This window comes from Neobacillus sedimentimangrovi (assembly GCF_010614825.1).
Taxonomy (GTDB): Bacteria; Bacillota; Bacilli; order Bacillales; family Cytobacillaceae; genus Neobacillus; species Neobacillus thermocopriae.
This window is the reverse complement of record NZ_JAAFZF010000018.1, coordinates 1-17,590: the sequence shown is the minus strand read 5'-3', so window position 1 is coordinate 17,590 and position 17,590 is coordinate 1. Positions and strand designations below refer to the sequence as shown.

The 17,590-nt window shown below is 39.8% G+C and carries 14 protein-coding genes and 3 pseudogenes; 6 read left to right on the top strand and 11 right to left on the bottom strand.

Going from position 1 to position 17,590, the window contains the following annotated elements; translation table 11 throughout:
- Positions 1-104: 104 nt before the first annotated feature.
- Entirely contained in the window at positions 105-1,046 is a 942-nt protein-coding gene (locus GZA11_RS08160) for a cation diffusion facilitator family transporter (protein ID WP_038537352.1), read from the bottom strand.
- A gap of 310 nt (positions 1,047-1,356) precedes the next feature.
- Between GZA11_RS08160 and GZA11_RS08155 the strand changes: the two genes are divergently transcribed.
- On the top strand, positions 1,357-2,475 hold the full coding sequence (locus GZA11_RS08155) for a PfkB family carbohydrate kinase (RefSeq protein WP_163183452.1): 1,119 nt from the start codon (positions 1,357-1,359) through the stop codon (positions 2,473-2,475).
- Complete coding sequence (locus GZA11_RS08150) at positions 2,472-3,389, top strand: pseudouridine-5'-phosphate glycosidase (protein WP_163183432.1); 918 nt, start codon at positions 2,472-2,474, stop codon at positions 3,387-3,389. The genes GZA11_RS08155 and GZA11_RS08150 overlap by 4 nt, the downstream gene beginning before the upstream one ends.
- 183 nt (positions 3,390-3,572) lie before the next feature.
- On the opposite strand, the gene GZA11_RS08145 is transcribed toward GZA11_RS08150, so the two are convergent.
- A complete protein-coding gene (locus GZA11_RS08145) occupies positions 3,573-3,953 on the bottom strand; it encodes an ArsR/SmtB family transcription factor (protein WP_038537354.1) in 381 nt (126 codons plus the stop codon).
- A gap of 293 nt (positions 3,954-4,246) precedes the next feature.
- Between GZA11_RS08145 and GZA11_RS08140 the strand changes: the two genes are divergently transcribed.
- From GZA11_RS08140 to GZA11_RS08130, 3 genes are read left to right on the top strand one after another with little or no spacing between them, the layout of a single operon-like run.
- Positions 4,247-5,026 (top strand): amino acid ABC transporter substrate-binding protein, encoded by a 780-nt coding sequence (locus tag GZA11_RS08140; RefSeq protein WP_163183431.1) that lies wholly within the window; start codon positions 4,247-4,249, stop codon positions 5,024-5,026.
- 58 nt (positions 5,027-5,084) lie between these two features.
- Entirely contained in the window at positions 5,085-5,744 is a 660-nt protein-coding gene (locus GZA11_RS08135; RefSeq protein WP_038537356.1) for an amino acid ABC transporter permease, read from the top strand.
- Positions 5,745-5,758: 14 nt separating this feature from the next.
- A complete protein-coding gene (locus tag GZA11_RS08130) occupies positions 5,759-6,505 on the top strand; it encodes an amino acid ABC transporter ATP-binding protein (RefSeq protein WP_163183430.1) in 747 nt (248 codons plus the stop codon).
- A gap of 317 nt (positions 6,506-6,822) precedes the next feature.
- On the opposite strand, the pseudogene GZA11_RS08125 reads toward GZA11_RS08130, so the two are convergent.
- Positions 6,823-7,095, bottom strand: a pseudogene (locus tag GZA11_RS08125) (manganese catalase family protein); the annotation flags it as partial.
- A gap of 51 nt (positions 7,096-7,146) precedes the next feature.
- On the opposite strand from GZA11_RS08125, the pseudogene GZA11_RS08120 reads away from it, so the two are divergent.
- Positions 7,147-7,728 (top strand): annotated as a pseudogene (locus tag GZA11_RS08120) (manganese catalase family protein); the annotation flags it as partial.
- Between the two features lie 136 nt (positions 7,729-7,864).
- Here GZA11_RS08120 and GZA11_RS08115 read toward each other — a convergent pair.
- The 8 genes and pseudogenes from GZA11_RS08115 to GZA11_RS16695 form a co-directional block, all read right to left on the bottom strand.
- Positions 7,865-9,058 (bottom strand): PDZ domain-containing protein, encoded by a 1,194-nt coding sequence (locus GZA11_RS08115; protein WP_163183429.1) that lies wholly within the window; start codon positions 9,056-9,058, stop codon positions 7,865-7,867.
- A gap of 300 nt (positions 9,059-9,358) precedes the next feature.
- Complete coding sequence (locus GZA11_RS08110) at positions 9,359-10,816, bottom strand: S41 family peptidase (protein WP_163183428.1); 1,458 nt, start codon at positions 10,814-10,816, stop codon at positions 9,359-9,361.
- Positions 10,817-11,207: 391 nt separating this feature from the next.
- Positions 11,208-12,518 carry a murein hydrolase activator EnvC family protein gene (locus tag GZA11_RS08105; protein WP_163183427.1) on the bottom strand — a complete coding sequence of 437 codons (1,311 nt, stop codon included), beginning with the start codon at positions 12,516-12,518 and terminating at the stop codon, positions 11,208-11,210.
- A 132-nt stretch (positions 12,519-12,650) separates the two neighbouring features.
- Complete coding sequence (ftsX, locus tag GZA11_RS08100) at positions 12,651-13,544, bottom strand: permease-like cell division protein FtsX (protein WP_038537366.1); 894 nt, start codon at positions 13,542-13,544, stop codon at positions 12,651-12,653.
- Positions 13,534-14,220, bottom strand: a complete 687-nt coding sequence (gene ftsE, locus GZA11_RS08095; RefSeq protein ID WP_038537368.1) for a cell division ATP-binding protein FtsE — start codon at positions 14,218-14,220, stop codon at positions 13,534-13,536. Before ftsE ends, ftsX begins: the two co-directional genes overlap by 11 nt.
- Before the next feature lie 1,672 nt (positions 14,221-15,892).
- Positions 15,893-16,228 carry a cytochrome c551 gene (cccB, locus tag GZA11_RS08090; RefSeq protein WP_038537369.1) on the bottom strand — a complete coding sequence of 112 codons (336 nt, stop codon included), beginning with the start codon at positions 16,226-16,228 and terminating at the stop codon, positions 15,893-15,895.
- Positions 16,229-16,282: 54 nt separating this feature from the next.
- On the bottom strand, positions 16,283-17,149 hold the full coding sequence (locus GZA11_RS08085) for a YitT family protein (protein ID WP_038537372.1): 867 nt from the start codon (positions 17,147-17,149) through the stop codon (positions 16,283-16,285).
- Between the two features lie 203 nt (positions 17,150-17,352).
- Positions 17,353-17,590: pseudogene (locus GZA11_RS16695) on the bottom strand (hypothetical protein); the annotation flags it as partial.

Genomic DNA, 17,590 nt, shown 5'->3' with positions numbered 1-17,590 from the left:
AAATTGGATCTTGAATTGCTAGTTTATGGTTATACTTTAAGGCATTTTGCTAATTAACCAATAAAATCAATGGAAGTATAGTACCTGTTCTTCCTTTCCATTAATTAATTACACGTTCCATGCGGACTCGGACAGCCCCTTGCTTCTTTTTCCACCTGGATGGTGCTGTGTTCTATGTGAAATTCATCGTGAAGGATTTTTTGTGATTGTGCTAAAATTTCATCATGTTGTGCTTCATCAGCAATCGTGATATGGCAGCTTAAAACGGGGTATCCGGAAGTAATTGTCCAGATGTGCAGGTCATGTACTTCCTTCACGAATGGAATTCGGCCAAGGGAAGCCTTAACTTGATTCATATCAATCTGCGTCGGCGCCCCCTCCATCAACACATGAAACGAATCCTTCGTAACCCGATATCCACTAATTAAAATTAACACTGCGACAATGATACTAGCTATCGGGTCAGCGATCCCCCAGTCAAAAAACATAATTAATAAGGAAGCGATAATCGCTCCAAAAGAACCAAGCATATCACCAAGTACATGTAAGAAAGCACTTCTGACATTTAGGTTCTCATCTTTATCTCCACTCATCAAAATCCATGCTGCCACAATGTTAACTAATAAACCTGTCACGGAAATCATTAGCATCCCCATACTTTGAATTTCCGGAGGATGGAAAAATCGTACTACAGCTTCATACAAAATATAAATGGAAATGAGTATTAAGGTTAACCCATTTAAAGCTGCAGCAATAATTTCAAACCGTTTATAGCCATATGTTTTTTCTTGAGAAACTTGTTTTTCACCAAGCTTAATCGCGAAAAAACTCAACCCTAAGGCAGCCGCGTCACTTAGCATATGACCTGCATCTGATAATAGTGCCAAGCTATTGGTTAACAATCCGCCAATAACTTCGATCACCATAAATGACGCAATTAAGATGAAGGAACTCAATAAAGCTTTTTTATTACTTGTATGTGCATGCCCATGCGAGTGGCCGTGATGATGACCATGTGAATGGCCATGATGGTGATGATGCCCCATGTTATCCCCCCAATAAAACCTTTTTCTTTCTCTCTTTTTAACAGATGGAAACCGAAAAATTTCCGATTATGGCTAGTTTCTTCGAATACAACCCATTTTATAAAAGATCTATTGCTTCATTCAAATCTTCATTTGATTATATAATATTCAAATAGACGTTTGATTGTCAATAAAAAATATACCCTTGTTTATTTTATTTGTCTGAATTTTTTATATAAAATTATTGAACTGAAAATTTCTAATGTTACAATATAAACAAAAGTTTATTTTATGAACAAAAGTTTATTAGAAGTAGATGTTTTTAAAGGGGGTGGAGTTTTTGCGTGAACAATTGACAGAGAATGAACAATTGATACTCGATTTCATACGAAAAAACCCCTATATTTCTCAACAGGAGCTAGCGCAAAAGTTAGGTTTATCCCGACCCACCATTGCTAATCTGATTTCGGGGTTAATGAAAAAAGGACACATTTTAGGCAGGGCCTATATATTAAATGAAGCCCAACCAGTTATTTGTATCGGCGGAGCAAATGTGGATCGTAAATTTCACATTAAAGACAAAGTCCAACTAGGGACTTCTAATCCTAGTTATGTTACACAAACTGCCGGCGGAGTGGCACGAAATATCGCTGAAAATCTAGGACGGCTCGGGTTGCCCGTGTATCTTCTCACAGCATGTGGCGCTGATAAGGAATGGTCCATCATTGAAGAGACGTCTGCTCTTTATATGAATTTGGAAACCGTAAACCAATTCCCTGAAAAATCAACCGGTTCTTACACAGCCGTTTTAGATGAAAACGGAGAACTCGTTATTGCGTTGGCAGATATGGATGTTTATGAAGCCATTACACCTGATTTACTGTTGAAATATGAAGCAATTTTAAGCCGCTCCAAATGTATTGTAGCGGATTTAAACTGTCCAAAAGATACCATTCAATTTTTATGCCATTTTTCCAAAAATCATCATTTACCCCTAGTGATTGTCCCTGTATCCTCACCAAAGATGAGAAGGCTGCCATGTGATTTGCATGGGGTGACTTGGTTGATTACCAATCGGGATGAAACGGAAACTTACTTTCAATCCGAAATCAAAAATGAGGAAGATTGGAAACAAGCTGTAGAAAAATGGCTATCAATTGGTGTAGCCAATGTAATTATTACTAATGGAAAAAAAGGTTCTATGATTGGGAATAAAGACGAAGGAATTATCCACGTTCCTGCTGTGGAAACAAGCAACATTGTGGATGTGACGGGAGCTGGAGATGCGTTCTCTGCAGCAGTTATTTACACTTGGCTAGAAGGAAAAACCTTTATAGATATTGCTAAAGCCGGAAGCATCAATGCATCGAAAACACTCCAATCCCCTTTTACCGTTAGGCAAGATTTATTTGCTACACAACTACAAAAAGACATGGAGGAACTGTCATGAAACAATATTTATTTTTTTCAGAAGAAGTAAGCGTTGCCAAAGAACAAGGCAAACCTATTGTTGCCTTAGAATCTACCATTATCTCGCACGGCATGCCTTATCCGCAAAATGTTCAAACCGCTCGAGAAGTGGAACAAATCATTCGTGACCATGGAGCTGTTCCAGCAACCATTGCAATCATGGATGGTAAAATAAAAATCGGCTTATCTAATGACGAGCTGGAGGTGTTCGGAAAAAGCAAAGAGGTAGCCAAAGCTTCCAGACGCGACTTAGCTTACTTACTTGCAACGAAAAAACTTGGTGCCACCACCGTAGCTGCGACAATGATTTGCGCTGAATTAGCAGGGATTCCTATCTTCGTCACCGGAGGGATTGGCGGAGTTCACCGCGGTGCAGAAACAACAATGGATATTTCCGCAGACTTGGAGGAATTAGGTCAAACAAATGTTGCTGTCATTTGTGCAGGGGCCAAATCCATTTTGGATTTAGGATTAACCATGGAATATCTCGAAACAAAAGGTGTACCGGTTATAGGCTATCAAACCGACGTTCTTCCAGCCTTCTTCACACGCACAAGTGCATTTCCACTCCATTTGCGGACAGATCATGTGGATGAAATTGCCTCCACTTTAAAAGTGAAATGGGATTTGGGCCTAAATGGCGGTGTTGTCATTGCAAACCCCATTCCGGAAGAACATGCCATGGAAGAGAAATTTATTAACAAAATCATTGAATCAGCCTTAAAAGAAGCGGAAGAACGCCATATTACCGGTAAAGACGTTACACCGTACTTACTTGCAAAAGTAAAAGAACTAACAGAAGGCAAAAGCTTAGAAGCAAACATTGCCTTAGTAAAAAACAACGCCGTTCTTGGCGCTCAACTCGCTGTCAAATTTCACTCAATAAATGCTTAAATAGAAAGGGGCTGTCCGGAAAGTGGTATTTCAGCCGAAATCTTTATAAAAGCAAAACCCAAGAATGCTGTTAAATCAACATTCTTGGGTTTTTAATTTGGGTTCATTTTTCTCTTAAATGGACTTTTTAGACAGCCCCTTTTATTTTTCCTAATATAAGGTGAAAAATCTTAATAGGTTTTTTTAAGCACTTCCCCCACGGCTAGAAATCTCCTCTGAATGTTCAAAAGCAAGATGAATCAATTGTTTTACATGATCATCATCTAGGGAATAATAAACTAGCTTCCCTTCTTTTCGATATTTAGCAAGACCAAGATTCTTTAAATGACGAAGATGATGAGAGGCTGTCGCCGTCGTGGCTCCGACAATTTGAGCCACATCACATACACATAGCTCCTCTTCCAGTGTGAGTGCATAGGCAATTTTCATTCGTGTTACATCAGACAAAGCTTTAAATAGCTTGGTCACTTCAAGAATTTGGCTGTTTTCGGCAATTTCCTGCTTAACGCGGCCGGTTTTTTCACGATCAACACAGGTTACCTCACATATATCATGATTTTTCATACCTGCACCTTCTTTATTTAACGCTTTGTTTACTTTCTATCATATTCAAACATATGTTTGAATGTCAATGAATTAGAAAAGACAAAATTCTATGTACCAGCAAAAAATACAGATTTACTGAGTTTCTCATTTTCTTTAAATAGCAAACATAAATAAAAAACTTACCTATTTATTTTACTATTATGAATATTTATTATGCTATTGCCAGAAGAAAAGTTATCGTCTTATAATATAAATACATTTTAGTTTGATAAAGTGATAAAGTAATAATGAAATAAAGGGAGTTCATTAATATGAAACGTTTAGTAGGAATGATTTTTATATTAGCTGCATTTTTCACTCTATTAACAGGGTGCTCCTCAGAAAAAACTACTGATAAAAAGGATGACACTTTAATTATAGGTATTGATGATAAATTTGCTCCAATGGGATTTAGAGACAAGAACAATCAAATTGTTGGCTTTGACATTGATTACGCCAAAGCTGCCGCTGAAAAAATGGGAATGAAAGTGAAATTCCAGCCAATTGACTGGAAAACAAAAGAAGCTGAGCTTTCTAGTGGCCGGATTGATCTTATTTGGAATGGATATACAATTACAGATGAACGGAAAAAGAAAGTCCTTTTCACTAAGCCTTATTTAAAAAATGCCCAAGTGGTCGTGACGCTCAACGATTCCAATATTGAAAAACTGGATGATCTTAAAGGTAAAGTGGTTGGTCTTCAGTCCCTTTCATCTGCAGCAGATGCTTTAGACGAAGCACCAATTAAAGAAAAAATCAAAACCGTTACCGAATTTGCTGATAATATACAAGCATTAACTGACTTAAAGAGCGGCCGGTTGGATGCGGTTATCATTGACGAGGTAGTGGCCAATTACTATATGACAAAAGAAAAAGAAACGTTTAAAGTACTCGATGAATCCCTTGCCCCTGAAGAATATGGAGTTGGGGTGAAGAAAGGGAATGAGGAATTGTTAAATAAACTTCAAAAAGCACTTGATGAGCTAAATGAAGACGGTACTGCCGCTGAAATCTCGAAAAAATGGTTTGGTAAGGACAAAGTATTAAAATAATATAGTTCAAAACAGGATTTCCTCAGGAAACCCTGTTTTGTTTTTGGAGGTTGTCATGATGTCTATGGATAATTTTATGACGATGCTGAAACCGATGCTCGAAGGGGCGCAAATGACCGTCCTGTTATTTTTCATCGCGATCATTGCATCGATTCCGCTCGGATTTTTAATAACACTGGCAGCAAGAAGTAACTTCAAGCCATTATCTTGGTTTGCTCATGGTTATATATATATCATGCGAGGAACACCACTTTTGCTTCAGCTATTACTCATTTGTTTCGGGCTACCAATGCTTCCAGTAGTAGGTGAATATTTGGTTTTGGATCGGTTTGTGGCCGCATGTTTAGGTTTTATTCTTAATTATGCCGCTTATTTTGCAGAAATCTTCCGGGGTGGTTTATTGGCTATCGATAAAGGACAATATGAAGCGGCCCAAGTTTTGGGATTGAATAAATGGCAAACGACGACACGGATTATCTTGCCACAAATGTTTCGCATTGCCCTTCCAGCTGTAACAAATGAATCGGTAACACTAGTGAAAGATACCGCGCTATTATATGCTGTAGCTGTACCAGAGTTGCTACATTACGCGCAAACGGCCGTTAACCGTGATTTTACCATTTTTCCATTCTTTGTTGCCGGGGTGATTTATCTTTTAATGACACTTGTCATTTCGATGTGTTTTAAATGGATGGAAAGACGGTTTAAATTTGAATAATTGGAGTGTTGAATATGGCGATCATCGAAGTATCCAATTTAAAAAAATCATATGGGCAACTTGATGTGTTGAAGCAAATTACTTTTGATGTCAATAAAAATGATGTGGTGGCGATTATCGGCCCGTCCGGTTCTGGAAAAAGTACGATGCTTCGCACTCTCGTTCATCTTGAAAAAGTAGACGGCGGTAGCATCACGGTAGCTGGCGATTCTCTAGTAAAGGACGGCATTTACGCTAGCCCGCAAGAAATTAAGAAAATAACCGCTAAAATGGGGATGGTTTTTCAGCATTTCAATCTTTTTCCTCATTTGACGGTACGAGAAAATTTGGAAATCGCTCCTAAAATGGTTAAAAAGGAGTCAGCTAGCACAATACGGGAACGAAGCAGCCAGCTTCTTGAAAAAATAGGTCTGATAAACTGGGCGAATGCCTACCCTGCCAAGCTTTCCGGAGGGCAAAAGCAGCGCGTGGCGATTGCCCGGGCACTCATGATGAATCCGGATATTCTGTTGTTTGATGAACCAACTTCTGCCTTGGATCCGGAATTAACTGGTGAAGTATTGCAAGTCATGAAAGATCTTGCCGAAGAACATATGACGATGATTGTCGTAACACATGAAATGGGGTTTGCAAAAGAAGTGGCCAATCGTGTTATCTTCATGGATAATGGAGAAATCATTGAATCCGGTCACCCAACGGAATTATTTGAGAACCCACAGTTTGAACGGACAAAAGCATTTTTGAACCGGAGTTTGAAGTAAATTTTCACTCTAAGAATAAATGTTGTATATGCTCCCCAATCAAGACAGTGAAATAAATAACCTAAGCGGCTTTAGCTCTATGCTCCATAGGGTTAAAGCCGTTTAATCGTTTTAAATAGAATGGTAATTTTTCCTTTAATCGAAAAATGTTGTTCCAGTTTCAGGACAATGTTTTGCTAATTCCTCAAAAGATTTCTATCAAGCACATCGCCCTAAGTACACACCAAATTGAAACCTAGAAAGAATCCTATATAAACCCTTCCTAATATCATAAATGTTACCAACTAAGCAGATGGATCAGAAGAATATCGTAACTTACCAACTCCTAGTTCGCCTGACCCATTTAATAGTTGATTGATGGTCGATTGAACAAGTTCAACATGACTAATTTCTTCTAGGAAAATTCCTCTAATTAAGTCCCGAAATTCTTTTGCTGGCCCCCGAAAATTAGAGCTTTGAAAAAAGAACTGCATCATCGTTCTCATTTCACCAAAACGCCCACCTAATACTTCTTGAAGAACTTTAGCTGCAGCCGGATCAGGCTCATCCGGAATAATAGGATTAATCAAATCTTCTTTGTAGAAATACACTGTTATACCTCCAAATAGAAATGGTAAATTCCATTTTATTATTCCGGTATTAATCAAGGAACAACAGGTGCACCATTAGAGGAGGCAACCGCCCATGCCAACCCATATCACTTTATTATGGGGGCTCAAGCCTCTCTTCCAGTCGATGCTGCTGGGCTTCCTTGGCTAGGTAGTTATGTCTATAGCCACGGAAATTTGATTACCGATCTCCTTGATAATCTTGTTGTAGAATCAACAGGAGTTTTACAAAAAACAAGGATTTATGAGATGAGTTCCAATAAAGCGTTCAGAGAAACACTAGCATTCCTGATTGTTCGGGATAACGCTCATCAAAATGCTTATGCTAAAGCTTTAGAAAAGTTAGGCGTGAATTGGGCAAAGATCTTTCCTGTTCCGAATTATGATATCAATAAATATCCTGAATGTAGGAAATATGTTGAAATGGGATATAATAATGTCTTGTTTAATTTCAGATTGGATGAAACACGAATGGCTGAAATATTCCAAGGCGAATCTCCAAGCAGAAGTTCAGGGCAGTTAAGTGTGGTAGGACCACCACAAGGAGCTCCAGTTCCAGTACTTCCAGAAATGCCAAACGAGCATAGTCCAGGACTGTCTGATCTAAATACTTAACCATCTGAGACGGATCGAACATGTCCTTTCGTATTGGGGAAACAGTTATAAAACAGATGGTAACATTATCTCCTTTAATAAAGAGAGCTCGACGATTCGTCGAGCTCGATGCCATAAAAGCCTAATGAAGTATCATTTATCCAGTTTTCTTATCATATTTCCTCTGTTCCTGAACGAAAAGGATTCCTAGTTCGTGATGGTCCCCATCAAAAAGGGCGCGTTGCTCAAAGCGAATTTCGCCGTTTGTGTCAAGGACTTCCAGTTTGCAGTGAGCTCGGTTTTTTTGAAGAGCCTCGTAAAAAGTAGATTCATCATGAACCTTCATCCCATTAACCTTTGCAATGATTTCACCGACTTTTAGTCCCATTTTATTCGCTGGCGAACCTGGGATAATTCCAATAATCATTAATCCCTGATTCTTTTTCGAAAAATAAAATGGTCTATTTTCGTCCTTTAAGTAAGCCATTAAAGAGATCATTTCACGTCCAATGACGGCCAGAGCTGCCATAACAATAGAGATCAGCGGATACCAATAACCGGCAATGGATAATAAAGTGATAAGCCCGCCTAAAAATATTACCTGCCTTCCATGTTGTTGAATGGCTACAGTTGGAAGCATCCCCTTCACCTGCTGATGAAAACCAATGGCAAAAGGAACGAGAATAAGAGAGTACTCTTTTTCTCCTAAATGAAACACCGGCCACCAGTCAATAGGTAGCTGGAGAGCATTGCCCGGAATTAACAAGAACATCGGCAACATCCAAAGCCGTTTAATTTCATGGACTCCAATCATTTGACCACGTTTACTTTTGATCAGTTTCGGAGATGTTCCGATTCCTCCATTTTTTACAATCAACATTCCTTCAGCGATTAATAATAAACCGAGGACAATCACAATGGAAGGGTAGATCTTCTCATCGATTTTTGCAAAAACATGAGATAATAGAGGTATGTTCCAGTTTGTATCTGCTAAAAAAATCACACTGAAAAATGCCGCTCCGACTGTATAGGCCGGTGAAATCCAACGTACATTTGTGGTAAGGGAGAGCAATAAAGTAAAGACGGCTATCAGTAAAATCGCCGCAAACGGAATAGTCACACCGATGGCAACAACGATGATTGAAAGCGCCAAACCAATAAAAATCCCATGTGGGAACAACTGTCGGAGCTCAAAATACGCATCCTCCGCCCGTATATGGAAATTTTTTCGCTCACGTTTCACCCTCATAACCCCTAAAATTCCTGCGAGGAAAAAGAGATAGTATAATACGGGATTAAGAAAGAATTTGCCTGTCCCTTTAAGAAGCTCCACAAGCCATATTTGCACCAATACAGTCACCTACCTCTATCATTCATTTTTCTAGTAATTTTTTATAAAAGTCTCTAAATTTTATTTTACCATAAAATATAGGTCTAGTTTCTAGAAATCTGTTAAAAGTCTATTTTGCTAGACATGTATTGGGATAGCAGATTTTGCGAAAGTAAATTCCTTTCTAATGTTAGTTGGATCCCCATTCACAAAAGATCATGAACCTCGAAATTTGTTGGTATTTCCGCGGAAATGATCATAATTTGTAAAAAAAAGAGCAGTGAATGGCTTTCCCATTCAACTGCTCCTTTTCACATACAACTATTTAGCAACCAATCTTAATGCAGCCTGTAGCTGAAGGTCGTTTTTCTCCTTCTTCATTTCATTCATGGCTGCTGTCTCGAGCTTGGCCGCTGTTTTTGCATCAATTTTCCCCGTTACAGGAAGTTTATGATTTTGCTGAAAGACTTTGACGGCATCCACCGTTTCTTCACTAAAATATCCATCTGTTCGTCCCGGACCTAAACCTAAGGCTTCTAAAATCTCTTGGGCATTTTTCACTTGCTCATTATTCATGTCCTGTTCCAGTGGCTCCTCTACCTGAAGCGGATGGGTAGAAAAGATTTTTGGCTGCGAAACCTTCACATCAGGTTTAATACCTTTTTTGTGAATCCAATTTCCATTAGGTGTAAGCCATTTAAATAAGGTAAGTTTGATGTTACTACCATCCTCCATTGGCATTGCTTGCTGAACCGTCCCTTTTCCAAAAGTTTTTTCCCCGACAATTTGATAGCCAGCTGCCTCTTGGAGAGCTCCTGCTAATATTTCTGAAGCAGAGGCACTGCCCTTGTTAACCAGAACTGCTACCGGGTATTCCTTTTTCTCGGAAAGGCTTGAGAAAAATCGTTGTTTTTTACCATCTCGTTTCTCAATTTGAACGTATGGTTTATCATTTGGGACAAATTCCTTTAAGATCTCTTCTACACTATATAATAGACCACCAGGATTTCCGCGTACATCAATAATCAACCCTTTAATATGATCATTTTCCAATGCCTTTAATTGCTTTTTAAAGTCGGCGGCTGTATTTTCAGAGAAGGAAGTGATTTCAATATAGCCAATCTTTTTCCCATCATATTTTTTTACATCTGAATGAACCGTTTCAAGTGGAATTTTATCGCGCTTCACCTTAAAAGTAAGAGGTTCCTTTAAACCTTTCCGAGCAATTTCGATCGTAACCGTCGTTCCTTTTTCACCTCGTATTTTTGACGTAGCCTTATTCAAATCAAGTCCTTCCACACTTTTTCCATTTATTTTTACAATTTCATCATTTGGCTTAATACCCGCCTTTTCAGCTGGTGAATTTTTGAATGGAGAAATGATGACAATTTTCCCATCCACCATGCCTACCTCTGCACCGATTCCTTCAAAGGAAGATTCTAATGTTTGTGTGAATTGCTTGGAGGTTTCCTTGTCCATATAGACAGAATAAGGATCCTTTAATGCGGAAATCATTCCTTGAATTGCACCTTCAATCAACTTTTCCTGTTCTACCTGTTCCACATATCGATTGAGTATTAATTCATAGGCCTGCTCAACCTTCTCGAGATCATCCGTTTCAACTTCTGTGTTCGCCGAATTACTGGCAGGAACCAATGCTTGCTCTAGATGGGTACGGTTCCCCATTTTCTCCTCCATTACTTTCATTCCAGCATAGGTGCCCCCTGCTCCGGTTAGTAGCGAACCTGTCATTAGGATAGCTATCCATTTTCGTTCCATTCCGTTATCCCCCTGTAAAAATGCCTTCTTTATTTTAGAAAAAGGCACAGAATTCCTGCTTGATTATTAAGATATATGATGGGGGTGGACGAGTTATGATAGGAGTCAGCTTTCTTAGCTAATAAAAAATAGCCTTATTACGGCTATTTTTCTTTTGGTGTCGCTTAAAATTTTTAAATAAAAAGGGCACGAGATTTAAAAATCTCCCTCTTGATCAGATTGTTCAACTTTTTCAATGGATTAGACAAATTACTTTATATTTCTCTCCCTTTATTATTCATGAAGCCTATTTGGGAAACTTGACTTATCATTATTATAAACAACCGCAAAAACAAAAAAAGGCTGCCACTAAAGGTGATACTTTTGAGGCAACCTCTTTCTTTTTAATCAATTATGGTAGTGGAACAATTCCCGCTGGATTTATAGCATTTCGTTTATCTGGTGTCCAAGGCCCTTTATGAAGTTCGAAATGAAGATGCTGTCCTCTGGATCGGCCTGTGTTCCCCATAGTCCCTATCTTCTGGCCTTTCTTGACTGTCGCACCACTTCCCACTGCAAGGGATGACATATGAGCATAAACCGTTGTATAAACCTGTCCATTTATAGAATGAGAGAGAAAAATACAATTTCCATAAGTAGTAGAATAGTAAGCTCTTATAACAACACCATCAGCGGCAGCAAGAATCGGAACACTTGCTCCATTAGCAATATCTACGCCGTCATGCCGTCCAGCACTGCGGTAGCCAAATCCGGAACTAACATAACCTGTAGCAGGCTGAGTCCATACTCCGCTAGATACGTGCGGTGCACTTCCACTACCTCCACCGCTGGATACTTTCGGAGCATTCCCACTGCTCGCAAAAGTACTGCTTTGGGTTGTACGGCTTTTTGCTGCAGCAGCAGCTGCAGCTGCCTTAGCTTGACGCTCTTGTTCTTGTTTAATTGCTTTTTGGATAGCCGCTTCTTGAGTAGCAAGAAGTTGCTCCTGCTCTTTCAAATCCATCATGTGACTGTGTTCTTCTTCCTCTTGTTGGACAAGTTGAGCCATCAACTGATCCTTTTCTGCTCGTTTCGCATTTAATTGCTTCTTCATGCTCTCTAAATCGGCAACCATCTTTTCCAAGCTTGCCAATTCTTTTTTCACTTGAAGCTGTGTGGCTTCAAGCTCTTTTTTGTCTGCCTCATGCTGCTTTAAAATATCCTGGTCTGCCTGCAAGAATGTGGCTACTGCACTTGCCCGTTCAATAAAATCGCTGAAACTTGTGGACCCTAGCAATACGTCCAGGTAATTAATTCCCAACCCATTTTCTTGATAGCTACGGACACGTTCCTTTAATAAAATATTACGTTTTTCAATACGATCCTTAAGCTCTTCTATTTTCGCTTGAAGCTTAGCAATCTCATCTTTGGTAGTCGCAATTTTTGCGGTTTTCTCTTCAATTTGCTTTGTTGTTTCACTGATTTCTTTATCAAGGGACTGGATTTCGTTTTTCACATTGGTTTGTTGATTTTTAATCTCACTTAGTTTTTCATTCGATTCCTTAATGTTTGAATTAACATTAGATCGCTGGCTTTGAATCTTGTTTTGTTGTTCTTTCAAGCTAGAAATGGAAGCTGCCTCTGTCTGAAGCGCAAATCCTCCAATAACTGTCCCCATTCCAACCGTTGCAGCAACAGCTAGTGAAATAGCTTGTCTCTTCATTCCGATTTTTCCTCCATTTCCCTTAATTACTATGTATTTTGTAATAATTACTATGTATTTTTTAAAATGATAAAAAATCTTGTACTCAATGAAATCAGGAAGGAGAGTGAAGGACTCCTTCCTGATGTTTCATTAAACCTTTAAGAATTTTCGAACAGACATCATACTTCCCCAGATACCAATCAATGCCCCCATTAACAGAAGCAATCCAGAAAGCTGATATACAAATGGGGTAAACGGTAGTACCTCAATAAAGGTACCAGTAAGCTTAGGTTTGAGATAATCATAGGCACGATAATAAGCAATAGATATCAGAACAATTGGAAGGATTGAACCTATTACACCAAGCCATAGCCCTTCAAGGAAAAACGGCCAGCGAATGAAGCCATTTGTCGCCCCTACCAATCTCATAATCTTAATTTCTTTTCTTCTTGCAAAAATGGTTATTTTAATTGTATTAGATATGAGGAAAACCGCAGTAAAGAATAAGCCAAGGATTAATACGATTCCAACATTTCGGCTTGCATTAATAAATTTAAATAGCTTTTCGACTTTACCTTGTCCATATTTTACCTTTGCCACATAGGCAAAACTTTCAACCTTTTTCGCTACTTTCATTGTATCATTCGGCTTTTTTGTCTTTACGATAAAGACATCGTTAAGTGGATTATCCTGTTCAAAAAGCTTAAATGCCTTCCCTTCTTCTCCCATGCTTTTAACCAAGGCATCTAATTCCTGCTCTTTGGAAGAGAACGTAACACTTTTCACTTCTGGGATAGCTTCAAGTTCAGCTTTCAGTGAGTCTTGATTCTCTTTTGTCGCCGCCACATCAATATGAACACGGATTTCCACATCTTCTTCCACTGTTTCTGCGACCCTATTTAAATTCATCATAATGACGAAAAAGACACCAACTAATATGAGAGTAACGGTAACGGCACTAACCGATGCAAAAGTCATCCAGCCATTTCTCCCGATACTTTTGAAACTTTCACGGGCGTGACGGCCAATTGTTCTAATTTTCATAACCGTATTCACCTCTATGCTCATCACGCACAATTCTTCCGCCTTCAATGGCAATGACGCGATGTTTTAATGTATTAACGATTTCCTTGTTATGAGTAGCCATAACAACGGTGGTTCCTCTAGCATTAATTTCTTCAAACAGTTTCATGATTTCCCACGACGTTTCTGGATCCAAGTTACCAGTAGGCTCGTCCGCAATCACGACGCCTGGCGAATTCACAATCGAACGGGCGATAGATACACGTTGCTGCTCACCACCAGAAAGCTCGGAAGGGAACATTTTAATCTTATGTTTTAAGCCAACAAGGTCAAGAACTTCCATGACACGTTTCTTGATAAACTTCGGCTGAGCTTCAATAACCTCTAAAGCAAATGCAACATTTTCATAGACTGTGAGATTAGGAAGCAGTTTAAAGTCCTGAAACACGACGCCAATATTACGTCGAAAGATTGGAACTTTGCTCATTTTTAGTTTGGCCACATTAACGCCATTTATCGTAATTGTTCCTGATGTCGGAACCTCTTCCCGATACATCATTTTAATAAATGTCGATTTCCCTGCTCCACTTGGGCCAACGACATAAACAAACTCCCCTTGATTTATTTTTACATCAATCCCATTAATAGCTGAAACACCATTTGGGTATTTTTTAAATACTCCTTGCATTTCTATCATTTATATCACCTATCATTTTAGTTTCAGTTCGGAAAATTCGACAATATTTGCAATAAATACCATAACAAATACATCCATAATTCAACATGATATTATTATAACATCAACATTCGTCAAAAAAAGCGATAAAAATATTACAGTTTCTTTTCAAAGAATACAAATAATGACTGATTATACCATAATTAGCAAAATTGGCTAGAGATTTGTCGAAATTAGAAAAGCGAAAGCCCCCTGCTCAGCGGCGTATGGCTTGGAGGTCTCCAACTGAGATAAAGGAAACACGAAGAGACGAAGGCGATTCGATGTTGACTTATCGTAGGGCGGAGAGCGAAAGACACTAGCCGCTAGGGGGCTGGAGCTAGACAATTCTCGAAGTCCAATATGTGCATTCTTATCTATTAGAAAAGCGAAAGCCCCCTGCTCAGCGGCGTATGGCTTCCTCCCAAAAGCTAACGCTTTCGGTCGTGCGATGCTATGCTGCCGGAGCTTTCCTTGTGGTGCTCACCAACTGAGATATAGGAAACACGAAGAGACGACAGGCGATTCGATGTTGACTTATCGTAGGGCGGAGAGCGAAAGACACTAGCCGCTAGGGGGCTGGAGCTAGACAGTTCTCAAAGTCGAACAGATATTTTCTTATTTTTTCGGAAAAGCGTAAGCGCCCTGCTTAGCGTCGTATAACCTCCTCCCAAAAGCTATCGCTTTCGGTCGTGCGATGCTTGTGCTGCCGGAGACTTCCTTGTGGTGGTCTCCAACTGAGATATAGGAAACACGAGGAGCCGTAAGGCGAATTGATGTTGACTTATCGTAGAGGCGGAGAGTGAAGGGCACTAGACGCTAGGGCGCTGGAGCTAGACAGTTCTCAAAGTCGAACAGATATTTTCTTATTTTTTCGGAAAAGCGTAAGCCCCCTGGTCAGCGGCGTATGGCTTCCTCCCCAAAGCTATCGCTTTCGGTCGTGCGATGCTTGTGCTGCCGGAGCTTTCCTTGTGGTGCTCACCAACTGAGATAAAGGAAACTCGAAGAGACGAAGGCGATTCGATGTTGACTTATCGTAGGGCGGAGACCGAAGGACAATAGCAGCTAGGGGGCTGGAGCTAGACAGTTCTCAAAGTCGAACAGATATTTTCTTATTTTTTCGGAAAAGCGTAAGCGCCCTGCTTAGCGTCGTATAACCTCCTCCCAAAAGCTATCGCTTTCGGTCGTGCGATGCTTGTGCTGCCGGAGACTTCCTTGTGGTGGTCTCCAACTGAGATAAAGGAAACTCGAAAAACCTTAGGTGATTCGATGTTGACTTATCGTAGGGCAGAGACTGAAGGACAATAGCAGCTAGGGGGCTGGAGCTAGACAGTTCTCAAAGTCGAACAGATATTTTCTTATTTTTTCGGAAAAGCGTAAGCGCCCTGCTTAGCGTCGTATAACCTCCTCCCAAAAGCTATCGCTTTCGGTCGTGCGATGCTTGTGCTGCCGGAGACTTCCTTGTGGTGGTCTCCAACTGAGATAAAGGAAACTCGAAAAACCTTAGGTGATTCGATGTTGACTTATCGTAGGGCAGAGACTGAAGGCGTCTCGCCGCTAGGGGGCTGGAGTTAGACAATTTTCGAAGTCAATAAATAAATTTTATATAAGAGAAAAACGCTCTGTGTTCCTCACAGAGCGTTGATAAAAATTATTACTTTTTAGCAGATAACCATTCTGCTACTTGTTCAGCATCATCGCCAGTTACAACGTTTGGTGGCATCGCACCTTTCCCGTTCTCAATGATGCTGAGGATTTCATCTTTAGAATACTTCGATCCTACTTTTGTTAAATCAGGACCCATTCCTCCTGTTAAATCACCGCCATGGCAGCTGGAGCATTTTTGATCGTAAATCTTTGCTCCTTCACTGGCAGAAGCAGTTTCATCTCCGCCTCCATTACCATTTCCATTATCATCTCCACCGCCACATGCAGCAAGACCCATAGTTAAAGTGGTTCCCAATAAAAAAGTAAGCAATTTCTTTTTCATTTATTAAATCCTCCCAAATGAAAATAATCCCACCAGTGCTATTGTATACCAGTCTTAGGCTTTTTTAAATCCCTCCCCTAATACCTCTGCAGCGTCCATAACAATGACAAATGCAGATGGGTCAAGGGATTTCACCAATTGTTTCAATTTTGTGAACTCCGTTTGATCGACTACACACATTAACACTGGACGTTCATGGTCCGTAAAACCGCCATATGCTGATAGTTTTGTCACACCACGGTCAATTTTATTCAAAATGCCCTCGCGAATTTCTTCCTGATTATTCGTGATAATCATCGCCATTTTGGAACGGCCGAAACCAACTTGAATAAGATCAATGGTTTTGCTTGTTACATAAAGGGCTATTAAGGCATATAAAGCTTTTTCAATATCAAAAACGACAGCAGCAGTCAACACAATCAGACCATCAATCATGACCACACATCGGCCAAGGCTAAACCCTGTGTACTTATTGATGATCTGCGCCGCAAGGTCAGTCCCTCCGGTTGACCCTTTTCCTCGAAAAACAATTCCGAGACCAATCCCCACTCCAATGCCGCCGAATAATGCGCCTAGCAAGGCATCATGAGTCCACGGTTGCCATCCTTTTGTTAAGAAAACAACAAACGGCAAAAACACTGTTCCTACCAATGTCTTCACGCCAAATTGTTTTCCTAATAAAATCACTCCAGCAATAAATAAAGGAATATTAAATGCCCATTGGACATAGGCTGGTTCAAAGCCAAAGACAGCCTTTAAAATCGTACTAATCCCGCTCACACCACCGGAAGCCACTTGGTTTGGTAACAAAAATACATTAAATGCTATCGCTATGATGGCCGAACCGATTAGCACTAGAAGATAATCTACAACAATCCTCGTTCTTGGATAGGTTTCAGTTAAATGGCTCAAAATATTCATAGATGATACTCCTATTTACTCTTTTATTCATAAATTTCCATTCATCGAGTGAGAGTATAGCATGAGTAAAAAATGGTGTAAATGGCAATAGTCTAACGTATTAAAGGGATAAATTTATATTTAGCATTTGCAGTTGAATCTGTTTTCATAAGGTTTGTTTTTTAGTACAGATCATGGGTTATCCCCTTGTAAATGTTAATATGTCATCCATTATTATGGATCCATTTCACTTCCACTCTAATCAAGTAGGAGGGGGTGACTAACCCCCGACCTCTCACACCACCGTACGTACCGTTCGGTATACGGCGGTTCAATTTCTGTAGACTTTTAAGCCCTTGGTTACTCCAATAGGAGTTTCCAAGGGTTCTGTGTAATATGGGACTTTTTGAGATTCGCCAATAACCTTTACGACTGTTCCCCCATTCATAAGCTTTCCATTCA